General features: G+C 63.5%; 21 protein-coding genes. 6 read left to right on the top strand and 15 right to left on the bottom strand.

All coding sequences use genetic code 11. The annotated features are described in order from the left end of the window. The first annotated feature begins 64 nt into the window (after nucleotides 1-64). The 6 genes from ACFDS3_RS06095 (at nucleotide 65) to ACFDS3_RS06070 (ending at nucleotide 5,203) form a co-directional block, all read left to right on the top strand. Nucleotides 65-1,660: a peptide chain release factor 3 gene (locus tag ACFDS3_RS06095; protein ID WP_375261485.1), complete on the top strand. Its 1,596-nt coding sequence runs from the start codon at nucleotides 65-67 to the stop codon at nucleotides 1,658-1,660. Beyond that, a complete protein-coding gene (locus tag ACFDS3_RS06090; protein WP_375261452.1) occupies nucleotides 1,657-2,076 on the top strand; it encodes a DUF6869 domain-containing protein in 420 nt (139 codons plus the stop codon). The genes ACFDS3_RS06095 and ACFDS3_RS06090 overlap by 4 nt, the downstream gene beginning before the upstream one ends. A 101-nt stretch (nucleotides 2,077-2,177) precedes the next feature. Continuing rightward, nucleotides 2,178-2,801: a hypothetical protein gene (locus ACFDS3_RS06085; RefSeq protein WP_375261484.1), complete on the top strand. Its 624-nt coding sequence runs from the start codon at nucleotides 2,178-2,180 to the stop codon at nucleotides 2,799-2,801. A gap of 51 nt (nucleotides 2,802-2,852) precedes the next feature. Further along, entirely contained in the window at nucleotides 2,853-3,182 is a 330-nt protein-coding gene (locus ACFDS3_RS06080) for a hypothetical protein (RefSeq protein ID WP_375261451.1), read from the top strand. Between the two features lie 102 nt (nucleotides 3,183-3,284). Continuing rightward, the gene (locus tag ACFDS3_RS06075; protein ID WP_375261450.1) at nucleotides 3,285-3,719 is read left to right on the top strand and encodes a hypothetical protein; all 435 of its coding nucleotides are present in this window, start codon (nucleotides 3,285-3,287) and stop codon (nucleotides 3,717-3,719) included. 116 nt (nucleotides 3,720-3,835) lie between these two features. Beyond that, on the top strand, nucleotides 3,836-5,203 hold the full coding sequence (locus tag ACFDS3_RS06070) for a DEAD/DEAH box helicase (protein WP_375261449.1): 1,368 nt from the start codon (nucleotides 3,836-3,838) through the stop codon (nucleotides 5,201-5,203). Between the two features lie 394 nt (nucleotides 5,204-5,597). Here ACFDS3_RS06070 and ACFDS3_RS06065 read toward each other — a convergent pair whose 3' ends face one another. The 15 genes from ACFDS3_RS06065 to nuoF form a co-directional block, all read right to left on the bottom strand. After that, nucleotides 5,598-7,268, bottom strand: coding sequence for a ribonuclease J (locus ACFDS3_RS06065; RefSeq protein WP_375261448.1), 1,671 nt, complete (start codon nucleotides 7,266-7,268; stop codon nucleotides 5,598-5,600). Next, nucleotides 7,268-8,047, bottom strand: coding sequence for a type III pantothenate kinase (locus ACFDS3_RS06060; protein ID WP_375261447.1), 780 nt, complete (start codon nucleotides 8,045-8,047; stop codon nucleotides 7,268-7,270). Before ACFDS3_RS06060 ends, ACFDS3_RS06065 begins: the two co-directional genes overlap by 1 nt. 15 nt (nucleotides 8,048-8,062) lie before the next feature. Further along, nucleotides 8,063-8,800: a biotin--[acetyl-CoA-carboxylase] ligase gene (locus ACFDS3_RS06055; RefSeq protein ID WP_375261446.1), complete on the bottom strand. Its 738-nt coding sequence runs from the start codon at nucleotides 8,798-8,800 to the stop codon at nucleotides 8,063-8,065. After that, complete coding sequence (nuoN, locus tag ACFDS3_RS06050) at nucleotides 8,790-10,226, bottom strand: NADH-quinone oxidoreductase subunit NuoN (RefSeq protein WP_375261445.1); 1,437 nt, start codon at nucleotides 10,224-10,226, stop codon at nucleotides 8,790-8,792. Before nuoN ends, ACFDS3_RS06055 begins: the two co-directional genes overlap by 11 nt. Before the next feature lie 10 nt (nucleotides 10,227-10,236). Next, nucleotides 10,237-11,787, bottom strand: coding sequence for an NADH-quinone oxidoreductase subunit M (locus tag ACFDS3_RS06045; RefSeq protein ID WP_375261444.1), 1,551 nt, complete (start codon nucleotides 11,785-11,787; stop codon nucleotides 10,237-10,239). A gap of 1 nt (nucleotide 11,788) precedes the next feature. After that, nucleotides 11,789-13,963 (bottom strand): NADH-quinone oxidoreductase subunit L, encoded by a 2,175-nt coding sequence (gene nuoL, locus ACFDS3_RS06040; RefSeq protein ID WP_375261443.1) that lies wholly within the window; start codon nucleotides 13,961-13,963, stop codon nucleotides 11,789-11,791. Between the two features lie 4 nt (nucleotides 13,964-13,967). Then, nucleotides 13,968-14,273 carry an NADH-quinone oxidoreductase subunit NuoK gene (gene nuoK, locus ACFDS3_RS06035; RefSeq protein WP_375261442.1) on the bottom strand — a complete coding sequence of 102 codons (306 nt, stop codon included), beginning with the start codon at nucleotides 14,271-14,273 and terminating at the stop codon, nucleotides 13,968-13,970. A 198-nt stretch (nucleotides 14,274-14,471) separates the two neighbouring features. Further along, complete coding sequence (locus ACFDS3_RS06030) at nucleotides 14,472-15,089, bottom strand: NADH-quinone oxidoreductase subunit J (protein ID WP_375261441.1); 618 nt, start codon at nucleotides 15,087-15,089, stop codon at nucleotides 14,472-14,474. Nucleotides 15,090-15,115: 26 nt separating this feature from the next. Beyond that, entirely contained in the window at nucleotides 15,116-15,613 is a 498-nt protein-coding gene (gene nuoI / locus ACFDS3_RS06025; protein WP_375261440.1) for an NADH-quinone oxidoreductase subunit NuoI, read from the bottom strand. Nucleotides 15,614-15,616: 3 nt separating this feature from the next. Then, nucleotides 15,617-16,654 (bottom strand): NADH-quinone oxidoreductase subunit NuoH, encoded by a 1,038-nt coding sequence (gene nuoH / locus ACFDS3_RS06020; RefSeq protein WP_375261439.1) that lies wholly within the window; start codon nucleotides 16,652-16,654, stop codon nucleotides 15,617-15,619. A gap of 15 nt (nucleotides 16,655-16,669) precedes the next feature. After that, entirely contained in the window at nucleotides 16,670-17,080 is a 411-nt protein-coding gene (locus ACFDS3_RS06015) for a hypothetical protein (protein ID WP_375261438.1), read from the bottom strand. Nucleotides 17,081-17,082: 2 nt separating this feature from the next. Continuing rightward, on the bottom strand, nucleotides 17,083-19,080 hold the full coding sequence (nuoG, locus tag ACFDS3_RS06010) for an NADH-quinone oxidoreductase subunit NuoG (RefSeq protein WP_375261437.1): 1,998 nt from the start codon (nucleotides 19,078-19,080) through the stop codon (nucleotides 17,083-17,085). A 123-nt stretch (nucleotides 19,081-19,203) separates the two neighbouring features. After that, entirely contained in the window at nucleotides 19,204-19,608 is a 405-nt protein-coding gene (locus tag ACFDS3_RS06005) for a hypothetical protein (RefSeq protein ID WP_375261436.1), read from the bottom strand. Next, a complete protein-coding gene (locus ACFDS3_RS06000) occupies nucleotides 19,608-20,006 on the bottom strand; it encodes a DUF5333 domain-containing protein (protein WP_375261435.1) in 399 nt (132 codons plus the stop codon). Before ACFDS3_RS06000 ends, ACFDS3_RS06005 begins: the two co-directional genes overlap by 1 nt. Nucleotides 20,007-20,592: 586 nt before the next feature. Next, nucleotides 20,593-21,873 (bottom strand): NADH-quinone oxidoreductase subunit NuoF, encoded by a 1,281-nt coding sequence (gene nuoF, locus ACFDS3_RS05995; protein WP_375261483.1) that lies wholly within the window; start codon nucleotides 21,871-21,873, stop codon nucleotides 20,593-20,595. Nucleotides 21,874-21,883: the final 10 nt, after the last annotated feature.

Here is a 21,883-nt window from a genome sequence, read left to right as displayed (position 1 = left end):
CAAAGGTGCGGCCGCGATTGCGCCCTGCCCCGTCGACAAATATATGCGCCTTATGCTCGACCGTATGCACAACACCGCGCCCCTGCCGTCCGAAATTGCCCGCAGGCGCACCTTCGCCATCATCTCGCATCCCGATGCGGGCAAGACGACGCTGACCGAGAAGTTCCTTCTCTATGGTGGCGCGATCCAGATGGCCGGACAGGTCCGCGCCAAGGGCGAGGCTCGAAGGACGCGCTCGGACTTCATGCAGATGGAGAAGGACCGCGGGATCTCGGTCTCGGCCTCGGCGATGTCCTTCGATTTCGGCGGCTATCGCTTCAACCTCGTGGACACGCCCGGCCACAGCGACTTCTCCGAGGATACCTACCGCACGCTGACGGCGGTGGATGCCGCGGTCATGGTGATCGATGGCGCCAAGGGCGTGGAGAGCCAGACTCAGAAACTGTTCGAGGTCTGCCGCCTGCGCGACCTGCCGATCCTGACGTTCTGCAACAAGATGGATCGCGAAAGCCGCGACATCTTCGAGATCATCGACGAGATTCAGGAGAACCTGGCAATTGACGTGACGCCAGCTTCGTGGCCCATCGGCGTCGGGCGCGATTTCCTCGGCTGCTACGACATGCTGAACGATCGGCTCGAGCTGATGGACCGAGCCGACCGCAATAAGGTGGCCGAGTCGGTCCGCCTGCAGGGTCTCGACGACCCAAAGATGGAAGAGCACATCCCGGGCCACCTGCTGGAGAAACTGCGCGAAGAGGTCGAGATGGCGCGCGAGCTTCTGCCGGCCTTCGATGCGCAGGGGCTTCTCGACGGGGTACTGACGCCGATCTGGTTCGGCAGTGCCATCAACTCGTTCGGCGTGCGCGAACTCATGGACGGGATCGGCCGCTTCGGTCCGCAGCCGCAGCCGCAGAACGCAGAACCGCGCCAGATCATGCCGGACGAGACCAAGGTCTCGGGCTTCGTGTTCAAGGTGCAGGCGAACATGGACCCCAAGCACCGCGACCGGGTCGCCTTCGTCCGCCTCGCTTCGGGACACTTCAAGCGCGGCATGAAGCTGACCCACGTTCGCACGAAGAAGCCGATGGCAGTGTCGAACCCCGTCCTCTTCCTCGCCTCGGACCGCGAATTGGCCGAAGAGGCGTGGGCCGGGGATATCATGGGCATCCCGAACCACGGCCAGCTTCGGATCGGCGACACCCTGACCGAGGGCGAGGCGCTGCGGGTGCAGGGCATCCCCAGCTTCGCGCCCGAGCTTTTGCAGAACTGCCGCGCGGGCGACCCGATGAAGGCCAAGCATCTCGACAAGGCGTTGATGCAGTTCGCCGAGGAAGGCGCGGCAAAGGTGTTCAAGCCGATGCTGGGCGCAGGCTTCATCGTCGGCGTCGTGGGTGCGCTGCAGTTCGAGGTCCTGGCGAGCAGAATCGAGATGGAATACGGCCTGCCCGTCCGGTTCGAGCCTTCGCAATTCACCTCGGCACGTTGGCTGCACGGGCCGAAGGACAAGGTCGAGGCCTTCGCGCAGGTGAACAAGGGACACATGGCCCGCGACAACGACGATGACCTGGTCTTCCTGACGCGCCTGCAATGGGACATCGACCGGGTTGAGCGCGACTGGCCGGAGCTGACCTTGACCGCCACCAAGGAGATGATGACGTGATTCCGCGGGCTCGCGTCGCCGCTGCGCTGGACCTCCCGCCGGATACGGACGCGCTGCCGCCGGGTGACCTGCCGCTGGACAGGTTCGCCGAGCGCTTTCTTTCTGCGCTCGAACGGCCGGAGGGGGATGAGACCGACATCTGGACCGTGGACCTCTTCGACCACCTCGTCATGGCCGACCCGAAGCTTGCCTGCGCTTCCCTGCTCGCCTGTTTCGACCGCGCGCCCGAGCGCGCGGAAGAGCTGGGCGCGGGACCGCTCGACGATCTGGTGCGCCGCGCAGGCACAGACGCGGTCGGTCCTCTCGAAGCCGCAGCACCCGACCGCCCCGCCTTGCGCCGGGCGATGCGGCAAGTTTCAGCCGAAGAGATCGAGCATCCGTTCCTGAAGGCACGCATCGAAGCGATTCGGGACTGAAGCACCTTCCAAAACGAACGGAACTGCAACACACTGGGGCGATTCAAAGAAGATTGTGAGGCGATCAAACCGCCCGCTCGAGGAGTGCAGGTCCATTGAACGTGCAGAGCAGTGCACCCCGCCAGAACAGGGTCACCCCGACCGGCGACATCATTTCTCATCCCGCCCGCGGTCACCTCATGGGAAACCGCGGCTGCCTGCATGACGATCACGGCCGGCTGAGGCAGGCGCGCTGGAAGACCAAGGCCTGGATCAGCTGCCGCCTCGACTTTCCCGGCCGCCGGCGGCGCATCATGTCGCCGGGACATTATACCGAACTGTTTTTCCTCGACGAGGCGACGGCATTGGCGGCCGGCCATCGGCCCTGTTTCGAGTGTCGGCGCGAGGCTGCGTTGGCGTTCCGATCTGCATGGCAGAAGGCGGTGGGAGAGATCTCGCGCGTGTCTGAGATCGACCAGATCCTCCACGCCGCGCGCGTCTGGCCCCGCACCAGACGACAACGTCGCATCAGCGCCGACATCCGCGACCTGCCCGTGGGCGCCTTCATCCTGCATGACAGCATGCCGCACCTGGTCCGCGCGCGCTGCATCCTGCGCTGGTCTCCCGACGGCTATGGCGCACCCGCCGCACACCCGCACATCCCCGTCTCGGTCCTGACCCCAGCGCCGATGCTCAAGACGCTGGCTGCGGGCTATCGGCCGGAGATGCTTGCCGATTTCGTCTGATCGTTACATCGTAACTCCATAGGGGGCGAACCCGATCATGGAGATACCCCGATGCGCTTTGCCCTGCCCCTCGTCCTGATCCTCATCGCCACGCCGCTCCTGGCTGACGAGCACGATCACGAGGACCTTTCCGAGACCGAAGGACTCCGCGTCCTGCACGGCTGGAAGAATGCCAGCGACGCCCGGGACATGCGCGTATTCATGGAGATCGAGAACAACCGTGACACCGCCGTATTCCTGACTGGCGCCGAAACCGAAGAAGGCGCGACCGGCACGATCGTCTGGGCAGCCATGAAGGCTGACGGCGAGCCTACCCCCCTGACCGGGATCGAAATTGGCGCAGGTCGCGAGCTACGTTGTCGCCCGATACAATCTATGTAGCCTTCGACGACGCCGCCCCGCGCGCCGAGGGCGACCAGGTCGCGCTGCACTTGCTGTTCCAAGACCTTCCCGAAGTTGAGATACATGCCGAGACGCTTTCCCGTGACGCGCATGCTCATCCTCACGCTGGCCACGCTCATTGGCTCCGCTTTCGCAGCGGACTCGGTTCAAGGCGGGAATCTTCTGGAAACGATAGAGATCCGCGAAGAAATCGACTGCGATGATTGGCGTGCCATCAAAACCGTTCCCGAGGCCGTTCGCGGCAAGGCGAACGCTTTTCGCATCAGCGGCTACGTCGTGCCGGTCGAGGCCGAGCCCTGTATCAGCACCTTCCTGCTGGTGAAGGACCCAGCCAACTGCCCTTTCTGCGGCACGGCTGCGGACGCTCCGGTGATCGAGGTTCACATGGCCGCACCCATGCCCGACATGCCCGAATTTACCGAGGTCACGGTCGAGGGAGACCTTGAATTCGTAGAGGACCCCTTCACGATGCAGGCCGTCATCATGCGCAATGCTCGCGCGACCCAAGCCGATTGACGCTAGGGCCTTGCATCTATAGGTAAAGGTCGGGTCGCGATGCGCGCGGCCTTTGGCAAGGGCGCATGTTACCGCGTCCTGAACCGGTGGCCCGGCCACCCTCGATTCGGACGCACATGACGAAGTTCACCGACCTCAAGCTGGGCCCCAAGGTCCAGAAAGCCATCGAAGAAGCGGGCTACGAAGTCCCGACGCCCATCCAGGCGCAAGCCATTCCGGCGGCCCTCGAAGGGCGTGACGTTCTGGGAATCGCCCAGACCGGCACCGGCAAGACGGCCTCCTTCACTCTTCCGATGATCACGCAGCTCGCCCGTGGCCGCGCCAAGGCCCGTATGCCACGCAGCCTCGTTCTCGCACCGACGCGCGAACTGGCCGCCCAGGTGGCCGAGAATTTTGACACCTATGCCAAGCATGTGAAGCTGACCAAGGCGCTGCTGATCGGCGGTGTGTCCTTCAAGGAGCAGGACGCGCTGATCGATAAGGGCGTCGACGTGTTGATTGCGACGCCGGGTCGGCTGCTCGACCATTTCGAACGCGGCAAACTTCTACTGACCGACGTCAAGATCATGGTGGTGGACGAAGCCGACCGGATGCTCGACATGGGGTTCATCCCCGACATCGAACGCATCTTTTCGCTCGTGCCCTTCACGCGGCAGACGCTGTTCTTCTCGGCCACCATGGCGCCCGAGATCGAGCGGATCACCAACACCTTCCTTTCGAACCCACACCGCGTCGAAGTCGCGAGGCAGGCTTCGGCGTCGGAGACGATCGAGCAGAGGGTCCTGATGTTTCGCCCCTCGCGCAAGGACCGAGCCGCCTCGGAAAAGCGCAAGGCGCTACGCGAAGCAATCGAGGCCGAAGGCGACGGGCTGAAGAACGCGATCATCTTCTGCAATCGCAAGACGGACGTGGATATTGTCGCGAAGTCGCTGCAGAAATACGGCTATGACAGTGCCCCGATCCACGGCGATCTGGACCAGTCGCAGCGCAACCGCACGCTGGATAGCTTTCGGGCGGGCGATCTGAGGATCTTGGTGGCATCCGATGTGGCCGCGAGGGGGCTCGACGTGCCGAGCGTGACGCATGTGTTCAATTTCGACGTCCCCTCTCACCCCGAGGATTACGTCCACCGGATCGGCCGGACGGGTCGGGCAGGACGCGAAGGCAAGGCAATTACGATCTGTCAGCCTTCGGACGAGAAGAACCTTGAGGCCGTCGAAAAGCTGCTGGAGCGGACGATCCCCCGCGTTGAGGTAGCAGCGCCGGCTCCGGCAGCGGAGGCCTCTGCGGCCGTTCAGGAAGCCCCTGCCCCTGCGATCGAAGAACCCAAAGCAGAGCCCGCTGACCAGAAGCCGACCGAGCGGAAGCGCAGCAGCCGCCCTCGCAGCCGGAGCGGCCAAGACGACAAGGGACGGCCTGTCGTTGGGATGGGGGATCACCTGCCCTCATTCATAGAAAAGAGCTTCGAAGAACGGATGACGTAATAGAGCCGCGGGAAATCCCCGCGGCTTTTATCTCGAATCCCGTTTGGAAAGCTATCGTTCAGCGTTTTGTGGACATCACTCCACATGAAGCAAGCTGAAGCGAACATGTTCCGAGAAGAGTCATATCATCGGGCGGCGGATCATCTTCCCGCCGCCCTTCTGGGCCAATTCATCATAAACGGCCGGGGATTCCCCTGCCAGATCGTGACCCTGTCGAGGAACGCGGCCAGCATCAGGGTAGCCAGCGATGCTCTCGACCAAGTCCGATGCGTCGCTGCCCGCCTGAGGATAGACGGGCTGCGGCTTTTCGATGTTCGCATACGCTGGCGCTCGGACCGGGGCATCGGACTCAGCTTCGAGAAGGGCCGCCTGTCCGATGCCGAGATCGCAAAGCTCAGCTCAAGCGGCTGATCACAACCGTCACTTCGGGTTTGCGTCCGATCTCGGCGTTCGCAGACTGGCGAGCGACCCGCCGCATGAGCTCGTCCAGCTTGTCGTCGTCCAGGATCACCCTGTCATCCGCGCGCTGTAGCGCCTGATCCAAATCGGCCTCCATCACGTCGGACAGAGGCGCACCCGACGTTCCGACTTCGGGCAAGCCCTTCAGATCGACCCAAGGTTCGCCCAGAGGACTGTCATCCTCATCCAGGATCAGCGAGACGACCACGTGGCCGTTCAGCGCCATACGTATGCGATCCCGCACCACGCCATCGAGCGCCCCGACCTGCACCGAGCCATCAAGATAGACCCGGCCGGTTTCGACATATTCGACGATCTCAGGCTGATTACCCGACAGCGACACGCACGTGCCGTTCGGCGCCAGGACGCCCTGCCGACCGGCCGCCTCCGCAAGTTTTACGTGCTCCCGCAGGTGCCGGTGCTCACCATGCATGGGGATCACGATCTGCGGCTTCGTCAACTCGTGCATCGCGACGAGGTCGGGGCGGTTTGCATGGCCCGAGACGTGGTAGCGCCCGCCGTCGTCGTCCTGAACGTCAACGCCCTTCTCGGAAAAAGCGTTCATGATGTCGATCACCCCCCGCTCGTTGCCGGGGATGGTCTTGGACGAGAACAAGAACGTGTCCCCCTCCTTCATCGACAGGCCGAGGTACTTTCCGCGTGCAAGCTGGGCCGACGCCGCACGCCGCTCGCCTTGGCTGCCGGTCACGATCAGCATCAGGTTTTCGCGCGGCAGCTGCACCGCGTCTTCGGGGCTGACGACGCTGGGGAAATCCTTAAGCACACCGGCCTCGGTCGCCGCCTCGATCATACGGCGCATGGCACGACCCAAGAGGCAGACCGACCTTCCCGCCGTGACACCCGCGTTAGCCAGCGTCCGCACGCGAGCAACGTTGGACGCAAAGGTCGTCGCCACGACCATGCCAGTCTGCTCGGCGACGAAACGCGCAATCTCGGGGCCAACGGTCGCCTCGGACCGGCCGTCGTGGTGGTTGAACACGTTGGTCGAGTCACAGACCAACGCCTTCACCCCATCCTGCGCAATCGACGCCCAAAGGTCCCGGTCGAAAGGTTCACCCACGCCGGGCTGATAGTCGATCTTGAAGTCGCCCGTATGGATCACCCGCCCCTCGGGCGTGTCGATCACGAGCGCCGAGCTTTCGGGAATCGAGTGAGAGATCGGAAGGAAGCCGACCTGAAATGGGCCAAGCGCGATGGTGTCCGGCCACGCCTTCATGGTCTGCACCTTGTCAGGGTTGTGCCCGCCCTCCTCCATCTTCCGCCGCGCATGGATCGAGGTGAAGCTGCGCGCATAGACCGGCGCATCGAGCTTATCCCAAAGTTGCCCCACCGCCCCGACGTGGTCCTCGTGCGCGTGCGTAATGAAGATGCCGTCGATCCGGTCCTTGCGCTCGGCCAGCCAAGTCACATCCGGAAAGATCAGGTTCACGCCCGGTGTCGTGTCCATGTCCGGAAACGTCACGCCCAGATCCACGACGATCAGCCGTTCCTGGCCCGGCTTTCCGTAGCCATAGACGTAGCAATTCATGCCAATCTCGCCCGCCCCGCCGAGGGGCAGGTAGATAAGTCGTTCTTTTGCAGCCATTATTCTTGCAAATCCTTGTTGTACCGATGAATCACGGTCAGTCCGTGCATCGTCAGATTGTCCTCGAACACGTCGAACAACGTGTCCCCCTGCTGGAAAAGAGGCGCCAGCCCGCCCGTTCCGATGACCTTCATGGGGCGCGCGCGCTCTTCCTTGATGCGCTGCACAATCCCACTCACGAGGCCGACATATCCCCAGAAAACGCCGGACTGCATGCAGTCGACGGTGTTCTTGCCCACAACTTGGGGCGGCATGGTAACGTCGACAAGAGGAAGCGCCGCGGCGGCATCGTGCAGTGCCTGGAGCGACAGGTTCACCCCGGGCGCGATCACGCCGCCCTCGTAGGCGCCGTCCGAGCCAACCACGTCGAAGGTTGTGGCAGTCCCGTAGTCGACGACGATTAGGTCTCCGCCATGCAGATCGTAGCCTGCTACCGTGTTGACCAGCCGGTCAGGCCCGACTTGCGTGCCGGGATCGACCCTCGGCGCAACCGGCAGCGCGCAATCCGGTCGCCCGACCACAACGGGGCGGCAGTCGAAATAGCGGTTGCAGAGCACCCGCAGGTTGAAGACGACGCGCGGCACGGTTGATGAGACGATCACCTCGTCGATCATCACCTCCTCGAGCCCGCGGAGCTTCATGAGCGTAGACAGCCAGACGTAGTACTGGTCAGCCGTTCGCTGCACCTCTGTGGCCGTGCGCCACGTTTCGAGAAAGGCGGTGCCATCCCAGATTGCAAAGACAGTATTGGTGTTGCCGACGTCAATTGCCAAAAGCATGGGCAGAGCCTCTCTTCAGAAGAAGACGTCCGCGGCTGAGATGCGGCGCTCTCCGTCCGCAGTGGACAAGATCAGCCGCCCGCCCTCGTCCACGCTTTCGAACCGGCCGGTGATCTCTTCCTGCGGCAAGCGAGCGGTGACAATCTCTCCCAGTCGCGCCGCATGGCGCAGCCATGCCTCCCGGATCGGCTCAAATCCGAGCTGCGTCAACATGTCTTCCTGCGTCGCATAGAACCCGGCGAGCTCTGTCAGGAAGAGTTCGACATCCACGTTCTCACCCACCGCTGTCGGGGGGAAAGCGGCATCGCGGACGCCACCCGGCGTGTGAGAAAGGTTGACGCCGATCCCGATGGACAGCCACTCGATCTGCCCGCCGCGTGTTGCACTTTCCAGCAGAAGGCCGGCAACCTTCCCGTTGTCCAGAAGGACGTCGTTCGGCCATTTCAGAGCAAGCCGCGTCCGGCGAACGTGAAGGGAAAGCGCCTCGAACACTGCGTTGGCGGCCATGAATGATCGCAGCGCCGCCCAGCCTGCCGTTCCCGTTGGACGGATCACCAGCGTCGCAGCGAAGTTGCCCTGCGGGCTTGCCCACGCCCGTCCCTGGCGCCCTCGCGCTTCCGTCTGACGGCGCGCCAGGATCCAGGTCGGACGGCTCAGTTCCGGCGCGAGGCGTGCTGCCTCGGCGTTGGTGCTGTCGCACGTGTCAAGGATAATACGGTCGTATCCCTCGGGCCAGTTCGGCTCAGTGGACAAGCGCGCTCGCTGCCACGACGGCCGCGCCTTCCACGCCGAAGAGGGTCGCGATACCCACCACCATCACCAGCGCCGACGCCACCGCAACGCCGGTGAGCAGCGGCGAGCGGGACTGATCGAGTCCCTCGGTCTCTTCTCCGAAGAACATCAGGTAGACGATCCTCAGATAGTAGTAGAGCGCGATCGCCGAGGCGATTCCGCCCAGCAATGCCAGCCAGCCCAGCCCGCTTTCGACGGCAGCGCTAAACACGTAGAACTTGCCCCAGAATCCCATCAGCGGCGGCAAACCGCCCATTGCCCACATCAGGGCCGCAAGCGCATAGGCGCGCGCCGGGTCCTTCCGCGACAACATGTTGAGCGACCTCAGCGATGTAACCGGTTTTCCGTCCCGCTCCATCGACAGGATGAAGGCGAAGGTGCCGATGTTCATCGTCACGTAGATGGCCATGTAGATCAGCATGGCCTGCACACCAAAGGCCGTGCCCGCGGCCAGCCCCATCAGCGCAAAGCCCATGTGGTTGATCGATGAATATGCCATCAGACGCTTGATGTCGGTTTGCCCGATCGCGGCGACGGCGCCCAGGAACATCGACACGACCGAAAGCGCTGCGATGATCTGCTGCCAGTCGCCTACGATGCCGCCGAACGCGTCGAAGACCACGCGGGCGAACAGTCCCATCGCCGCGACCTTCGGCGCCGTGGCAAGGAAGGCCGTCACCGGGGTCGGCGCGCCCTCGTAAACGTCGGGTGTCCACATGTGGAACGGCGCCGCCGACACCTTGAAGGCAAGACCGGCCGTAATGAACACAAGGCCGAACAGCAGCCCCAGCGACGCCTGCCCCTCGGCGCTGAGAATGATGCCGGCGAACAGCGTCGTGCCCGCAAAGCCATAGGTCAGCGAGGCGCCGTAGAGCAAAAGCCCCGAGCTGAGGGAGCCCAGAACGAAGTACTTCAGGCCCGCCTCGGTGGACCGGGCGCTGTCACGCCGCAGGGAGGCGATGACGTAGACTGCCAGCGACTGAAGCTCGAGCCCCATGTAAAGGGTCATGAGATCACCGGCCGAGACCATGACCATCATGCCGACGACACTCAAGGTCACCAGCAGCGGATACTCGAACCGAAGGATGCCGCGCCGCTCCATGTAGCCCTGGCTCATGACAAGGACGGCGGCCGCGGACAGCAGGATCGTCACCTTCGCGAACCTGGCAAAGGCGTCATCGATGAAGAGCCCCCGGAACGCGATACGATCAATCGGGCCAGATACGCCGATCCAGAACGCGAAGAACAAAAACACGGCCGCGGTCACCCAGACCAGCATCGGAGCGAACCGATCCTTGCCAGTATAGACGACACCCAGCAGCGCCCCCATCGCATACAGCGCCAGGGCGAGTTCAGGCAGGATGGTGGAGAAATCGACGGAACTCATCGCGGCGTCCTCAATGTGCAGAGTCTGCGACTGCGGTCGAGGTCATCAGACCAGCCTCGTCCACGGCCGTCTCGTAGGTGTCGAGAAGCCCCGCAACCGAGGGCCCGACGATATCGGTCACGAGGGGCGGATAGACCCCGAGGATGATCGTCATCGCGGCAAGGGGAGCGAAGATCCACTTCTCGCGGGGCGTCAGGTCGCGGATAGTCTTCAGGCTTTCCTTGATCAGATCGCCGAGCATCACCCGGCGGTAGAGCCAAAGCCCGTAAGCCGCAGAGAAGATCACACCGGAAGTGGCCACGAAGGCGACCCATGTGTTCGCTTGGAACATCCCCATCAGCGTCAGGAATTCGCCGACGAACCCGCTCGTCCCCGGGAGGCCGATGTTGGCCATGGTGAAGAGAAGGAAGATCAGCGCGTAGGCTGGCATCCGGTTCACGAGCCCGCCATAGGCATCAATGTCCCGAGTGTGCATCCGATCATACACCACGCCCACGCAAAGGAAGAGCCCGCCCGAGATGAAGCCGTGGCTGATCATCTGGAAGATCGCCCCGTCCAGCCCCTGCTGGTTCGCGGAAAAGATGCCCGCGGTCACGAATCCCATGTGCGCGACTGACGAATACGCGATCAGCTTCTTCATGTCCTGCTGCACCAGCGCGACGAGCGACGTGTAGACGATCGCGATCGCCGACAGCCACAGCACGAGAGGCGCGAGATACTCGGAAGCGACGGGGAACATCGGCAGCGAGAAGCGCAGGAAGCCGTAGCCGCCCAGCTTCAGCAGAATTGCCGCCAGGACGACCGAACCGGCTGTCGGCGCCTGCACGTGGGCGTCGGGAAGCCAAGTGTGGACGGGCCACATCGGCATCTTTACCGCGAAAGAGGCGAAGAATGCGAGCCACAAGAGGGTCTGCAACCCGCCAACGACCGTCAAGCCAAAGACCGAGAACGTCTCATAGCTGAACTGGTGGGTCAGAAGGGAGGGAATATCCGTCGTGCCCGCGTCGACATACATGGCGAGCATTGCCACCAGCATCAGGACGGACCCGAGGAAGGTATAGAGGAAGAACTTGAACGCCGCATAGATCCGGTTCGCTCCGCCCCAGATCCCGATGATCAGGAACATCGGGATCAGGCCGGCCTCGAAGAAGAGGTAGAACAGGATCAGGTCGAGCGCGACGAAGACACCGAGCATCATCGTCTCGAGCACGAGGAACGCGATCATGTATTCCTTCACCCGCTCGTTCACGTCCCACGCGGACAGGATCACCAGCGGCATCAGGAAAGTCGTCAGGATCACGAAGAGGACGCTGATACCGTCCACGCCGACCTTGTAGGTCAGGCCGGCGATCCACTGGCGCTGCTCGACCAGCTGAAATCCGCCACCGGGCTCGAACTGGCCGAGGATGAGCAGCGATCCGAGGAATGAGGCCGTGGTGGCGATCAGCGCCAGGTACTTGGCGTTCCGCCGTGCAGCCTCGTCATCGCCGCGCAGGAAGAGAGCGAGGATGATCGCCGCCACCAAGGGCAGGAAGGTGACGATCGAGATCAAGCTGTCCATGTTACTCGACCCCTCCGAGAGTCATCCAGGTGAGCAGGATCGCGACCGCGAGGACCATCGCGAAAGCGTAGTGAAAGATGTAGCCGGACTGCGCGCGTCCCGCGAGACGGCTGAAGAACGGGATCACCCCCATCGCCAGGCCGTTGATCCCGCCGTCGATGACGTTCCCGTCGCCGCGCTTCCATAGCGTTCGGCCGAGCCAGCCGACCGGGCGGACGAAGAGGAAGCCGTAGATCTCGTCGAAATACCACTTGTTCAGCAGGAAGTCATAGATCGGGCGCTGCGCGTCAACGAACTTGCCGGGCAGGTCCGGGCGACGAATATACATCTGGAACGCCAAGAGGAACCCGCCGAGCATCGCCAGGAACGGGCTGATCTTGACCAGGAGCGGCGCGTGATGCGCCTCATCCATCACCTGGTTGTCGGGGGCAATGTATATTGCGCCCGCTTCCCAACCGCCGGCCATGACATCGCCATGAGTGCCCTCGCCGCCGCCCGTGTCCTCGGTCGGCTCGAGCAGGGCCGCCGCCGCATCGGCGACGTCGCCTTCCACCAGTTCCTCGGTCGCGGGGACCAGCCCTTCGCCCTCTCCCTCGGGTGCGGTTGCGCCGTGATCTTCGGCGGCCACAGCCTCGGCAGGGGCCGGAATGCCGAAGAAGCGATTCACCTGCGCCTGGTCGCCGAAGAACGGACCGTACCAGACCATGCCCGAGAAGATCGCGCCAAGCGCCAGCACCCCGAGCGGAATGGTCATGATCGAAGGGCTTTCATGCGCGTGCTCATGCGTGTGCCTGTCACCGCGCGGCTCACCGTAGAACGTCAGGAACATCAGCCGCCACGAATAGAAGCTGGTGAAGGCCGCGGCGATCACCAGGAGCCAGAAGGCGTAGGTACCGACGCCCGACTGCGCGCCCCAGGCGCTTTCGATCACGGCGTCCTTCGACAGGAAGCCGGCAAAGCCGATATTGGTCAGCGGAATGCCCACGCCCGTGATTGCCAGCGTGCCGATCATCATGGCCCAGAAGGTCTTGGGCATCTTGTCCTTCAGGCCACCATAGTTCCGCATGTCCTGCTCGTGGTGCATTCCATGGATCACGGACCCGGCGCCAAGGAACAGCATCGCCTTGAAGAAGGCGTGCGTGAACAGGTGGAACATCGCAGCCGAGTAGACACCCACGCCCGCGGCCACGAACATGTAACCGAGCTGGGAACAGGTCGAATAGGCGATCACGCGCTTGATGTCTGTCTGCACGAGGCCGATCGTGGCCGCGAAGAAGGCGGTCGTCGCGCCGATCACCGTGATGAAGGCGGTCGCGTGCGGCGCGAACTCCATCAGGGGAGACATGCGGCATACGAGGAACACGCCCGCCGTGACCATGGTCGCTGCGTGGATCAGCGCCGACACCGGGGTCGGACCCTCCATCGCGTCGGGCAGCCAGGTGTGCAGGAACAGCTGCGCGGACTTGCCCATGGCGCCGATGAAGAGAAGAACCGCGACGATCTCGGCCGCGTTCCAGGTCGTCCAGAGGAAGTGCATCTCGGTCGCGGCGATCTCGGGGGCGGCGGCGAAGATGTCGTTGAACTGGATGGAGTCGACCAGGAAGAACAGCGCGAACATTCCAAGTGCGAAGCCGAAGTCGCCGACACGGTTCACCACGAAGGCCTTCATCGCCGCGGCGTTGGCCGAAGGTTTGCGGAAGTAGAAGCCGATCAGAAGGTACGATGCGAGGCCGACCCCCTCCCAGCCGAAGAACATCTGCACCAGGTTGTCGGCCGTCACCAGCATCAGCATCGCGAATGTGAAGAACGACAGGTAGGCGAAGAAGCGGGGGCGGTAGCTTTCGTTGTCGCGGAAGTTCTCGTCGTGGGCCATGTAACCGAACGAGTAGACATGGACGAGCGCCGATACGGTGGTGATGACGATCAACATGATCGCCGTGAGACGGTCGAGGCGAATGGCCCAGTCCGTCGACAGGCTGCCCGACTCGATCCAGCGCAGGATCTGGACGCGGTGCAGCTCGCCGTCATGGCCGAAGAAGACGATCCAGCTCAGCACCGCCGCCAAGAGGACGAGGCATGTGGCGGTCCACTGCGCCGGCTTTTCGCCGATGAACCGATGGCCGAAGCCGCAGATCAGCGCGCCGATCAGCGGCGCGAAAAGGATGATCGTCGCCATGCCCTCAGCCCTTCATCATGTTGACGTCTTCGACCGCGATCGTGCCGCGGTTGCGGAAGAAGCAGACGAGGATGGCAAGACCGATGGCCGCCTCGGCCGCCGCGACCGTCAGGACGAACAGCGTGAAGATCTGGCCCACCAGATCGCCCATGTGAGTCGAGAACGCGACCAGATTGATGTTCACCGCGAGGAGCATCAGCTCGATCGACATCAGGATGATGATGATGTTCTTGCGGTTCAGGAAGAGACCGAAAATGCCGATCACAAAAAGCGCGGCGGCGACGGTCAAATAATGTTCAAGTCCGATCATTCTGTCCCTCGGCTCGGTTTGGGCCGGTCCTAGACCTTTGCTGTCCCGGCGTCCATGCCTCGCGGCGGTCGATTCAGGCGTCGATTACCGTCGCCTAAAACCCGACGGGAAACGCTTTCATGTGGGCCTTTCGGCCCTTCTCTATAGCGCTCGGCAAGGCGGCTCTCGGCCACGTCACAGCGTCCCGGTAATCGACGCTCATCCCAAGCCCTGCCCCGACTTCACGTCGCGCATCTCCATCGTCTTCTTCGGGTCGCGCATGATCTGCTGCACGATGTCCTGGCGCTTGACCCCGGTCCTGTGCCGAAGCGTCAGAACGATCGCACCGATCATTGCGACCAGCAGGATCAAACCGGCGAGCTGGAAGAGCAGCAGGTAGTCGTCATAGATCAGCTGCCCCAGCACCTGCGTGTTCGACGCGCCGCCAAAGGCTGCACGGGATGCGGCCACGTTCGCAGCGGCCAAGTCGGAGGCCTGCCAGACGCCGAAGACGATACCGAGCTGCATCAAGATCACGACGCCGATCAGAAGGGCGATAGGCATGTATTTCGCCATCTCGGCCTTGAGCGCGGCGAAATCAACGTCGAGCATCATGACCACGAACAGGAACAACACGGCGACCGCTCCGACGTAAACGATCACCAGTAGCATCGCGACGAACTCGGCGCCCATCAGGACGAACAGGCCCGCCGAAGACAGGAAGGCCAGGATCAGCCACAGGACCGAGTGCACGGGGTTGCGCGCCACCACGGTGAAAAGACCAGCGGCAACCACGAGGATCGCGAAGAGGTAGAAGGCGAAATCGGGAGGTGTCATGCAGTCAGTCCCCTAGATGTCCGGGCTCAACGATACGGCGCGTCGATCTCGAGATTGCGGGCGATCTCGGATTCCCACCGTTCGCCATTCTCGAGCAGCCGGGCCTTGTCGTAGTAGAGTTCTTCGCGCGTCTCGACCGAGAACTCGAAATTCGGTCCCTCGACGATGGCATCGACCGGGCACGCCTCTTGGCAGAAGCCGCAATAGATGCACTTCGTCATGTCGATGTCGTAGCGCGTGGTCCGGCGCGAGCCATCCGAGCGTGGTTCGGCTTCGATCGTGATGGCCTGCGCGGGGCAAATTGCCTCGCACAGCTTGCACGCGATGCAGCGCTCTTCGCCGTTGGCATAGCGGCGCAGGGCGTGCTCGCCACGGAAGCGGGGCGACAGGCGGCCCTTCTCGTGCGGGTAGTTCAGCGTCGCCTTCGGCGCGAAGAAGTACTTCAGCCCCAGCCGCATCCCCTTCCAGAAGTCGAAGAGCAGCCAGTATCGACCGGCACGGGCATAGTCGAACGTTTCAGCCATGGATCAGACTCCTACCGCCCAGCGAGCGTAGAACCCGCCAAGCAGTTCGAAATGGGCAAGGAAAGACACGAGAACGACCCAGATCAGGCTGAACGGAAGGAAGACCTTCCAGCCCAGCCGCATCAGCTGGTCGTAGCGATAGCGCGGCACCACGGCCTTCACCATCGCGAAGAGGAAGAAGAAGAACGCCATCTTCAGGATCATCCAGAACGCGCCGTCGGGTAGTCCCGGGATGGGCGACAGCCAACCGCCGAAGAAGAGGATCGCAGTCACCGCACTGAGGAGCCACATGGCGATGTACTCGCCCGCCATGAACAAGAGGAACGGCGTCGAGGAGTATTCCACCTGATAGCCCGCGACGAGCTCCGACTCGGCCTCGGGCAGGTCGAAAGGCGGCCGGTTCGTCTCGGCAAGGCACGAGATGAAGAACAGGAACACCATCGGGAAGTGCGGCAGCCAGTACCAGTTGAACAGGCCGAAATCACCGTCCTGCGCACGCACGATGTCGCTGAGGTTCAGCGAGCCAGTCGAGATGATGATGCCGACGATGATCAGGCCCAGCGACACCTCGTACGAGATCATCTGCGCGGCCGAGCGCAACGATCCCAGGAACGGGTATTTCGAATTCGAGGCCCAGCCGCCCATGATCACGCCGTAGACCTCAAGCGAGGAGACGGCGAAGATGAACAGGATCGCCACGTTGATATCGGCCAGCACCCAGCCATCAGCGAAGGGGATGACCGACCAGGCGACCATGGCCAGCACGAAAGAGACGAGCGGCGCCAGCAGAAACACCGTCCGGTCGGAGCCCGCCGGAATGACGATCTCTTTCAGGACGTATTTCAATGCGTCGGCGACGGACTGCAGCAGGCCGAAAACACCTACCACGTTCGGGCCGCGCCGCATCTGGACCGCCGCCCAGACCTTCCGGTCGGAATAGACCAGAAACAGCAGCGAAATCATGACGAAGGCCACGACCATCGTGCATTGAGCCAGGACCATGAGCGTGATCCCAAGCGGAGTGGAGAAGAAGCCGTCCATGGGCAGGTCCTCTGGTCAGATCGTGGGGATGCCGTCCTCGCGGCACCTCGCCACTTCGATTTCGGCGTCCAGCGTCCGTGCGCCGGGCGGCAGCGCGGGCGAGACGGTGTAAACCGCATCTCCGCGCCAAACGCCACCCTCTTCGGACACGATCGTCCTGATGTGACGTGCGAATCCATAGCCCCGGATCAGCGCATATTGTGCAGCGACACATCGGGCGTAGGCCCCGGCGTCGCGCTCGTCCCGCGCGCCTCGCATTTCCACGAGGAAATTCGCAAGATCGGTGTCGAGCAACCTCGTCTGGCTACCCATGTAGGTTGCACCTTCAGGCGGTAGCACGGGTCGCTCCGGCAAGGTCTCGAACGGCGCTCTCGCGATGCAAGCCGCGAGAATGCCGCACAGCCCCAAGGCCAACGCCAACCGCATCCTCACTCGGCCGCGAGGGGCGCCTGCTTCCGGGTCCGGGCGTTGTGGCTGAGTTCCCCCATGAGGGCGCTCGCCCGCAGGATCGGGTTGGCGAGGTAGTGATCCTTGATCGTCGCCTCGAACCCGCCCGACTCGATCTCGCCGGAGTCGATGTCGCCGATCTCGTTCAGCGGCACCTCGTCTATCGCCTTCAGGTGCGGGACATCGGCCCACAGTTTCTGGCGCAGCTCGCGGATCGAATCGTACGGCAGCTTGGCTCCGAGTTCGGCCGACAGGGCGCGAAGAATCGCCCAGTTCTCTTTCGCCTCGCCCGGCGGGAAGTTCGCCCGGATCGCCAACTGCGTGCGGCCTTCGGTATTCACGAAGATCGCCGTCTCTTCGGTGTAGCAGGCGGCAGGCAGGATGATGTCCGCACGATGCGCGCCACGGTCGCCGTGGCTACCCTGATAGATGACGGTCGGGCCGGCGGGGATGTCGATCTCGTCCACGCCGAGTGCATAGACCACATCGGCCCCGTCCAGGGCGGCACCCAAGCCGCCTTCCGTGACGGCACCGACATCCATCGCACCCACACGGCTGGCCGCCGTGTGCAGGACGAGCACGCCGTCCCCAAGTTCGGCAGCCTTCTTGACGATGGCCGCACCGTCCTTCCGGCGCAGCGCCCCCTGCCCCACGATGACGATCGTCTCGCCCTCGACTTTGGGCAGGTCGAGCTTGGACAGCTCGGACGCATCCTCGCCGAGGTGAGCGTATTCGTAGGTCAGATCGACGCCCTCGCCGATCACCGCAACGTCCGCCCCGTGGAGCCACGCCTTGCGGATACGCGCGTTCAGAACCGGCGCCTCGACCCGCGGATTGGTACCGATGATCAGAACCCGCCTTGAGTCCTCGATCGCCTCGATGGACGTCGTGCCGGCATAGGCACCGCGATTGCCGGGAATCAACGCTTCGTGGTGCAGTCGGCTTTCGACGTGGCCGCCCTGCCCCTCGACAAGTTCCTTCAGCGCATAGATCGCCTCGACCGGGGCAAGATCGCCTACGAGACCGGCAACCTTCGCGCCCTTCATGGCGGCTGCGGCTTTCGACAGCGCCTCACCCCAGGTGGCTGGCCGAAGGCGCCCGTTCTCGCGGAGGTACGGCTTATCGAGGCGCTGGCGTTTCAGGCCGTCCCACACGTAACGCGACCGGTCAGCGATCCATTCCTCGTTCACACCGTCATGGTTGCGCGGCAGGATGCGCATGACCTCGCGGCCACGAGTATCGACCCGGATGTTCGAGCCGAGCGCATCCATCACGTCGATCGTCTCGGTCTTGTGCAGTTCCCACGGGCGGGCGGTGAAGGCGTAAGGCTTCGACGTCAGCGCCCCGACCGGGCACAGGTCCACGATGTTGCCCTGCATCTCGGATTCGAGCGTCTGGCCCAGGTAGGACGTGATCTCGGAATCCTCGCCGCGGCCCGTTTGCCCAAGCTCGGGCATGCCCGCGACCTCGGTGATGAACCGCACGCAGCGGGTGCACGAGATGCACCGCGTCATGTGCGTCCCGACCAGCGGCCCAAGATCCATGTTGGTCACGGCACGCTTCGGCTCGCGGTAACGCGAGAAATCGACGCCGTAGGCCATCGCCTGATCCTGCAGATCACACTCCCCACCCTGGTCGCAGATCGGGCAGTCGAGCGGGTGGTTGATGAGCAGGAACTCCATCACCCCTTCGCGCGCCTTCTTGACCATCGGCGACTTCGTCTTGATCTCGGGCGGTTCGCCATTGCGGCCGCCGCGCAGGTCACGCACCTGCATCGCGCAGGAAGCGGCCGGCTTCGGCGGGCCGCCCACGACCTCGACAAGGCACATACGACAGTTGCCTGCGATCGACAGGCGCTCGTGATAGCAAAAGCGGGGAATTTCGGTATCCGCGACCTGCTCGCAAGCCTGCAGAAGGGTCATCGCGGGGTCGACCTCGACCTCGCGTCCGTCGATGATGATCTTGCGCAGATCGCTCATGCCCGCATCTCCTGGTATCGTCTTCCCGAGGCAGAGCAGCCCCGTGCAGCGGTGACTTAATACGGATCCCAGGCGGCGAAAACCGTCAGTTGCCGCGTATTCGCGTTTTGTCGCGGGCGCACGTCACTCGCAGGTGCCAACGAACTTCCAGCTTTCCAGATTGCCCGGTGCATAGCGGTGACGCTCGTCGATCCGGGCCACGACCACCTCACCGGTCTGCTGCCCGCAAAGGGCGGCCGCGGCGGCCGCAGCCTGCCCTACGGCCAGTTCGTAAGGGACGATGTTCGGCGTGACGAGCAGGGCGAAATGCTCCCCCTCCTTGGCATAGGTGACCGCCGACGGCACGGTGCGCGGCAGGTAGCCCGGGTAGTGACCGTCCACGATCGGGACTTCGCACAGCTCGAACCGGTTTTCCGGGTAGCACGGCGCCTCGACAATGACCGCTCCCGCGCCTGCGCCGGCGACCAACCCTCCGGCCGAGGCTGCGGCGGGGCTCAGAAGAGCCAGAAAGAAAGCAAGATAACGCATCAGTTTCCCCTGAGAAGTCGTCCGGCCGCGGTACCTCGAGCCATTTCCTCGCGCCCCACCTGGCAGTAGCCGGCTGCGTTGCCGGGCGTCGCTCCACGCGCGGCCAGATCGGACCTGATCTGTTCCTCAAGCTGAGAGCGCGCAACATCGTTATCCTTCAGTTCCTCGACATCTTCCTCCGAGTAGCCGGACTGCAACGCGTAGGACTCGAGCGACTTCAGAAACGTATAGGCGCGCACCAGGCGCGGCGTGATCGACGGGCAGTTCTTCCGAATTTCGTCGGCCAGGCCGATCGCATAGAACCCTTGGCGAACGGTCGGGTCCTCGGCCAGAGACTGTGCCGACGCCGCCTGCGATCCTGCCGCGAACAGACAAATGGCTGCAATCAAAGGTCTCATCGCCGAATATCTCCGCCCTTGCCGAACGACCCACGCACGCGGCCGGTCCAGACAACAATATGACCTGCGATCACGTGCTTGCAACCCACGGCCACCGAGCCGCGGAAGGCCTTTTATCGCCCGACGCAGCGTCCCGAATAGACCGGCACGCCGGATTCGGTGAGCGTCGCCGTCCAAGACTCCGGAGCCCCCACCGGGGCATCCCAAACAATGCGCGACGATCCGAAATGGCGTAGGCAATGGCGCGTGCCGTGGAAGCGGACGGTTTCGCGCGTGGCTTCGAGCGGCACGCCCGGTGCCTCGACCGCCACCGCAAAGTCGGCGGCCCCACGGTCTGCGATCAGCCGCGCCTTGTAAGGCAAAGGCTCCGCAGGGCGCGTGGCATCGAGCCTCGGCAGAGACGGTATCGGAATTCGGCCACATCCTGCAAGGGACACGGCGAAGAGCAAGAGACAGACCAGACGCGACAAAGGCCGGAGCCCCCCCTTGGTGATCACGGAGTTTCGCCCGGCATACCTTGGCATGCGCTTCAGGGCAATTCCGGGCGCGCCTCCCCGCAAGGGGACCTGCGCCCGGGGAGTAACGATCACTCGGCCGCGATCACGCGCTTGTGCTTGATACGGTCCTCGATCTCGTCGCGGAAGTGCCGGATCAGGCCCTGGATCGGCCACGCTGCTGCATCGCCGAGCGCGCAGATCGTGTGTCCTTCAACCTGCTTGGTGACGTCGAGCAGCATGTCGATCTCTTCGACCTCGGCCTCGCCCCGCACCAGACGCTCCATCACGCGCATCATCCAGCCCGAGCCTTCGCGGCAGGGCGTGCACTGGCCGCAGCTCTCGTGCTTGTAAAACGCCGACAGACGCCAGATCGCCTTGATGATGTCGGTGGACTGATCCATCACTATCACCGCCGCGGTGCCGAGGCCCGATTTGTTCTCCTTGAGCCAGTCGAAATCCATGATGCCTTCGCGCATCACGTTGCCCGGCAGGCACGGGACTGACGATCCTCCGGGGATGACGGCCTTGAGGTTGCCCCACCCGCCACGGATGCCGCCGCAATGCTTATCGATCAGTTCTTCGAACGAGATCGACATGGCCTCTTCGACTACGCAGGGATTGTTCACGTGGCCCGAGATCGCGAACACCTTGGTCCCCGCGTTGTTCTCGCGACCGAAGGACGAGAACCACGAGGCGCCGCGGCGCAGGATCGTCGGCACCACCGCGATCGATTCGACGTTGTTCACCGTGGTCGGGCAGCCATAGAGGCCCGCGCCCGCGGGGAACGGCGGCTTCAGGCGCGGCATCCCCTTCTTGCCCTCGAGGCTTTCGATCAGCGCAGTTTCCTCGCCGCAGATATAGGCGCCGGCCCCGTGCGCCACGTACAGGTCGAAATCCCAGCCCGACCCGGCCGCGTTCTTGCCCAGCAGCCCGTCGTCATAGGCTTCATCGATGGCGCGCTGCAGCGCCTCGCGCTCGCGGATATATTCGCCACGGATGTAGATGTAGCAGGCGTGCGCATTCATCGCGAAGGAGGCGATCAAACAGCCTTCGATCAGCGTATGCGGATCGTGCCGCATGATCTCGCGGTCCTTGCAGGTGCCGGGTTCGGATTCGTCGGCGTTCACGACAAGATACGAGGGGCGCCCGTCGCTTTCCTTGGGCATGAAGGACCACTTCATCCCCGTGGGAAAGCCGGCGCCGCCACGGCCGCGCAGGCCCGAATCCTTCATTTCCTGAATGATCCAGTCGCGTCCCTTCCCGATCAGGTCGGCCGTGCCATCCCACTGCCCGCGCGACTTGGCGCCGGCCAGGGTCCGGTCGCCCATGCCGTAAAGGTTCGTGAAGATCCGGTCCTTGTCATCGAGCATCGCTTCGCCT

The sequence above is a fragment of the Palleronia sp. genome, from assembly GCF_042089775.1.
Lineage (GTDB): Bacteria > Pseudomonadota > Alphaproteobacteria > Rhodobacterales > Rhodobacteraceae > Palleronia.
Note: the sequence above shows the minus strand (reverse complement) of the source record. Positions and strands in the feature narration are given on the sequence as shown.

What these genes read in the sequence shown, in the direction of transcription:
- ACFDS3_RS06095 (WP_375261485.1), top strand. Translation starts at nt 65, where the DNA reads ATGCACAACACCGCGCCCCTGCCGTCCGAAATTGCCCGCAGGCGCACC.
- ACFDS3_RS06080 (WP_375261451.1), top strand. Translation starts at nt 2,853, where the DNA reads ATGCGCTTTGCCCTGCCCCTCGTCCTGATCCTCATCGCCACGCCGCTC.
- ACFDS3_RS06070 (WP_375261449.1), top strand. Translation starts at nt 3,836, where the DNA reads ATGACGAAGTTCACCGACCTCAAGCTGGGCCCCAAGGTCCAGAAAGCC.
- ACFDS3_RS06065 (WP_375261448.1), bottom strand. Translation starts at nt 7,268, where the DNA reads ATGGCTGCAAAAGAACGACTTATCTACCTGCCCCTCGGCGGGGCGGGC.
- ACFDS3_RS06060 (WP_375261447.1), bottom strand. Translation starts at nt 8,047, where the DNA reads ATGCTTTTGGCAATTGACGTCGGCAACACCAATACTGTCTTTGCAATC.
- nuoN (WP_375261445.1), bottom strand. Translation starts at nt 10,226, where the DNA reads ATGAGTTCCGTCGATTTCTCCACCATCCTGCCTGAACTCGCCCTGGCG.
- ACFDS3_RS06045 (WP_375261444.1), bottom strand. Translation starts at nt 11,787, where the DNA reads ATGGACAGCTTGATCTCGATCGTCACCTTCCTGCCCTTGGTGGCGGCG.
- nuoL (WP_375261443.1), bottom strand. Translation starts at nt 13,963, where the DNA reads ATGGCGACGATCATCCTTTTCGCGCCGCTGATCGGCGCGCTGATCTGC.
- nuoK (WP_375261442.1), bottom strand. Translation starts at nt 14,273, where the DNA reads ATGATCGGACTTGAACATTATTTGACCGTCGCCGCCGCGCTTTTTGTG.
- ACFDS3_RS06030 (WP_375261441.1), bottom strand. Translation starts at nt 15,089, where the DNA reads ATGACACCTCCCGATTTCGCCTTCTACCTCTTCGCGATCCTCGTGGTT.
- nuoI (WP_375261440.1), bottom strand. Translation starts at nt 15,613, where the DNA reads ATGGCTGAAACGTTCGACTATGCCCGTGCCGGTCGATACTGGCTGCTC.
- nuoH (WP_375261439.1), bottom strand. Translation starts at nt 16,654, where the DNA reads ATGGACGGCTTCTTCTCCACTCCGCTTGGGATCACGCTCATGGTCCTG.
- ACFDS3_RS06015 (WP_375261438.1), bottom strand. Translation starts at nt 17,080, where the DNA reads ATGCGGTTGGCGTTGGCCTTGGGGCTGTGCGGCATTCTCGCGGCTTGC.
- nuoG (WP_375261437.1), bottom strand. Translation starts at nt 19,080, where the DNA reads ATGAGCGATCTGCGCAAGATCATCATCGACGGACGCGAGGTCGAGGTC.
- ACFDS3_RS06005 (WP_375261436.1), bottom strand. Translation starts at nt 19,608, where the DNA reads ATGCGTTATCTTGCTTTCTTTCTGGCTCTTCTGAGCCCCGCCGCAGCC.
- ACFDS3_RS06000 (WP_375261435.1), bottom strand. Translation starts at nt 20,006, where the DNA reads ATGAGACCTTTGATTGCAGCCATTTGTCTGTTCGCGGCAGGATCGCAG.
- nuoF (WP_375261483.1), bottom strand. Translation starts at nt 21,873, where the DNA reads ATGCTCGATGACAAGGACCGGATCTTCACGAACCTTTACGGCATGGGC.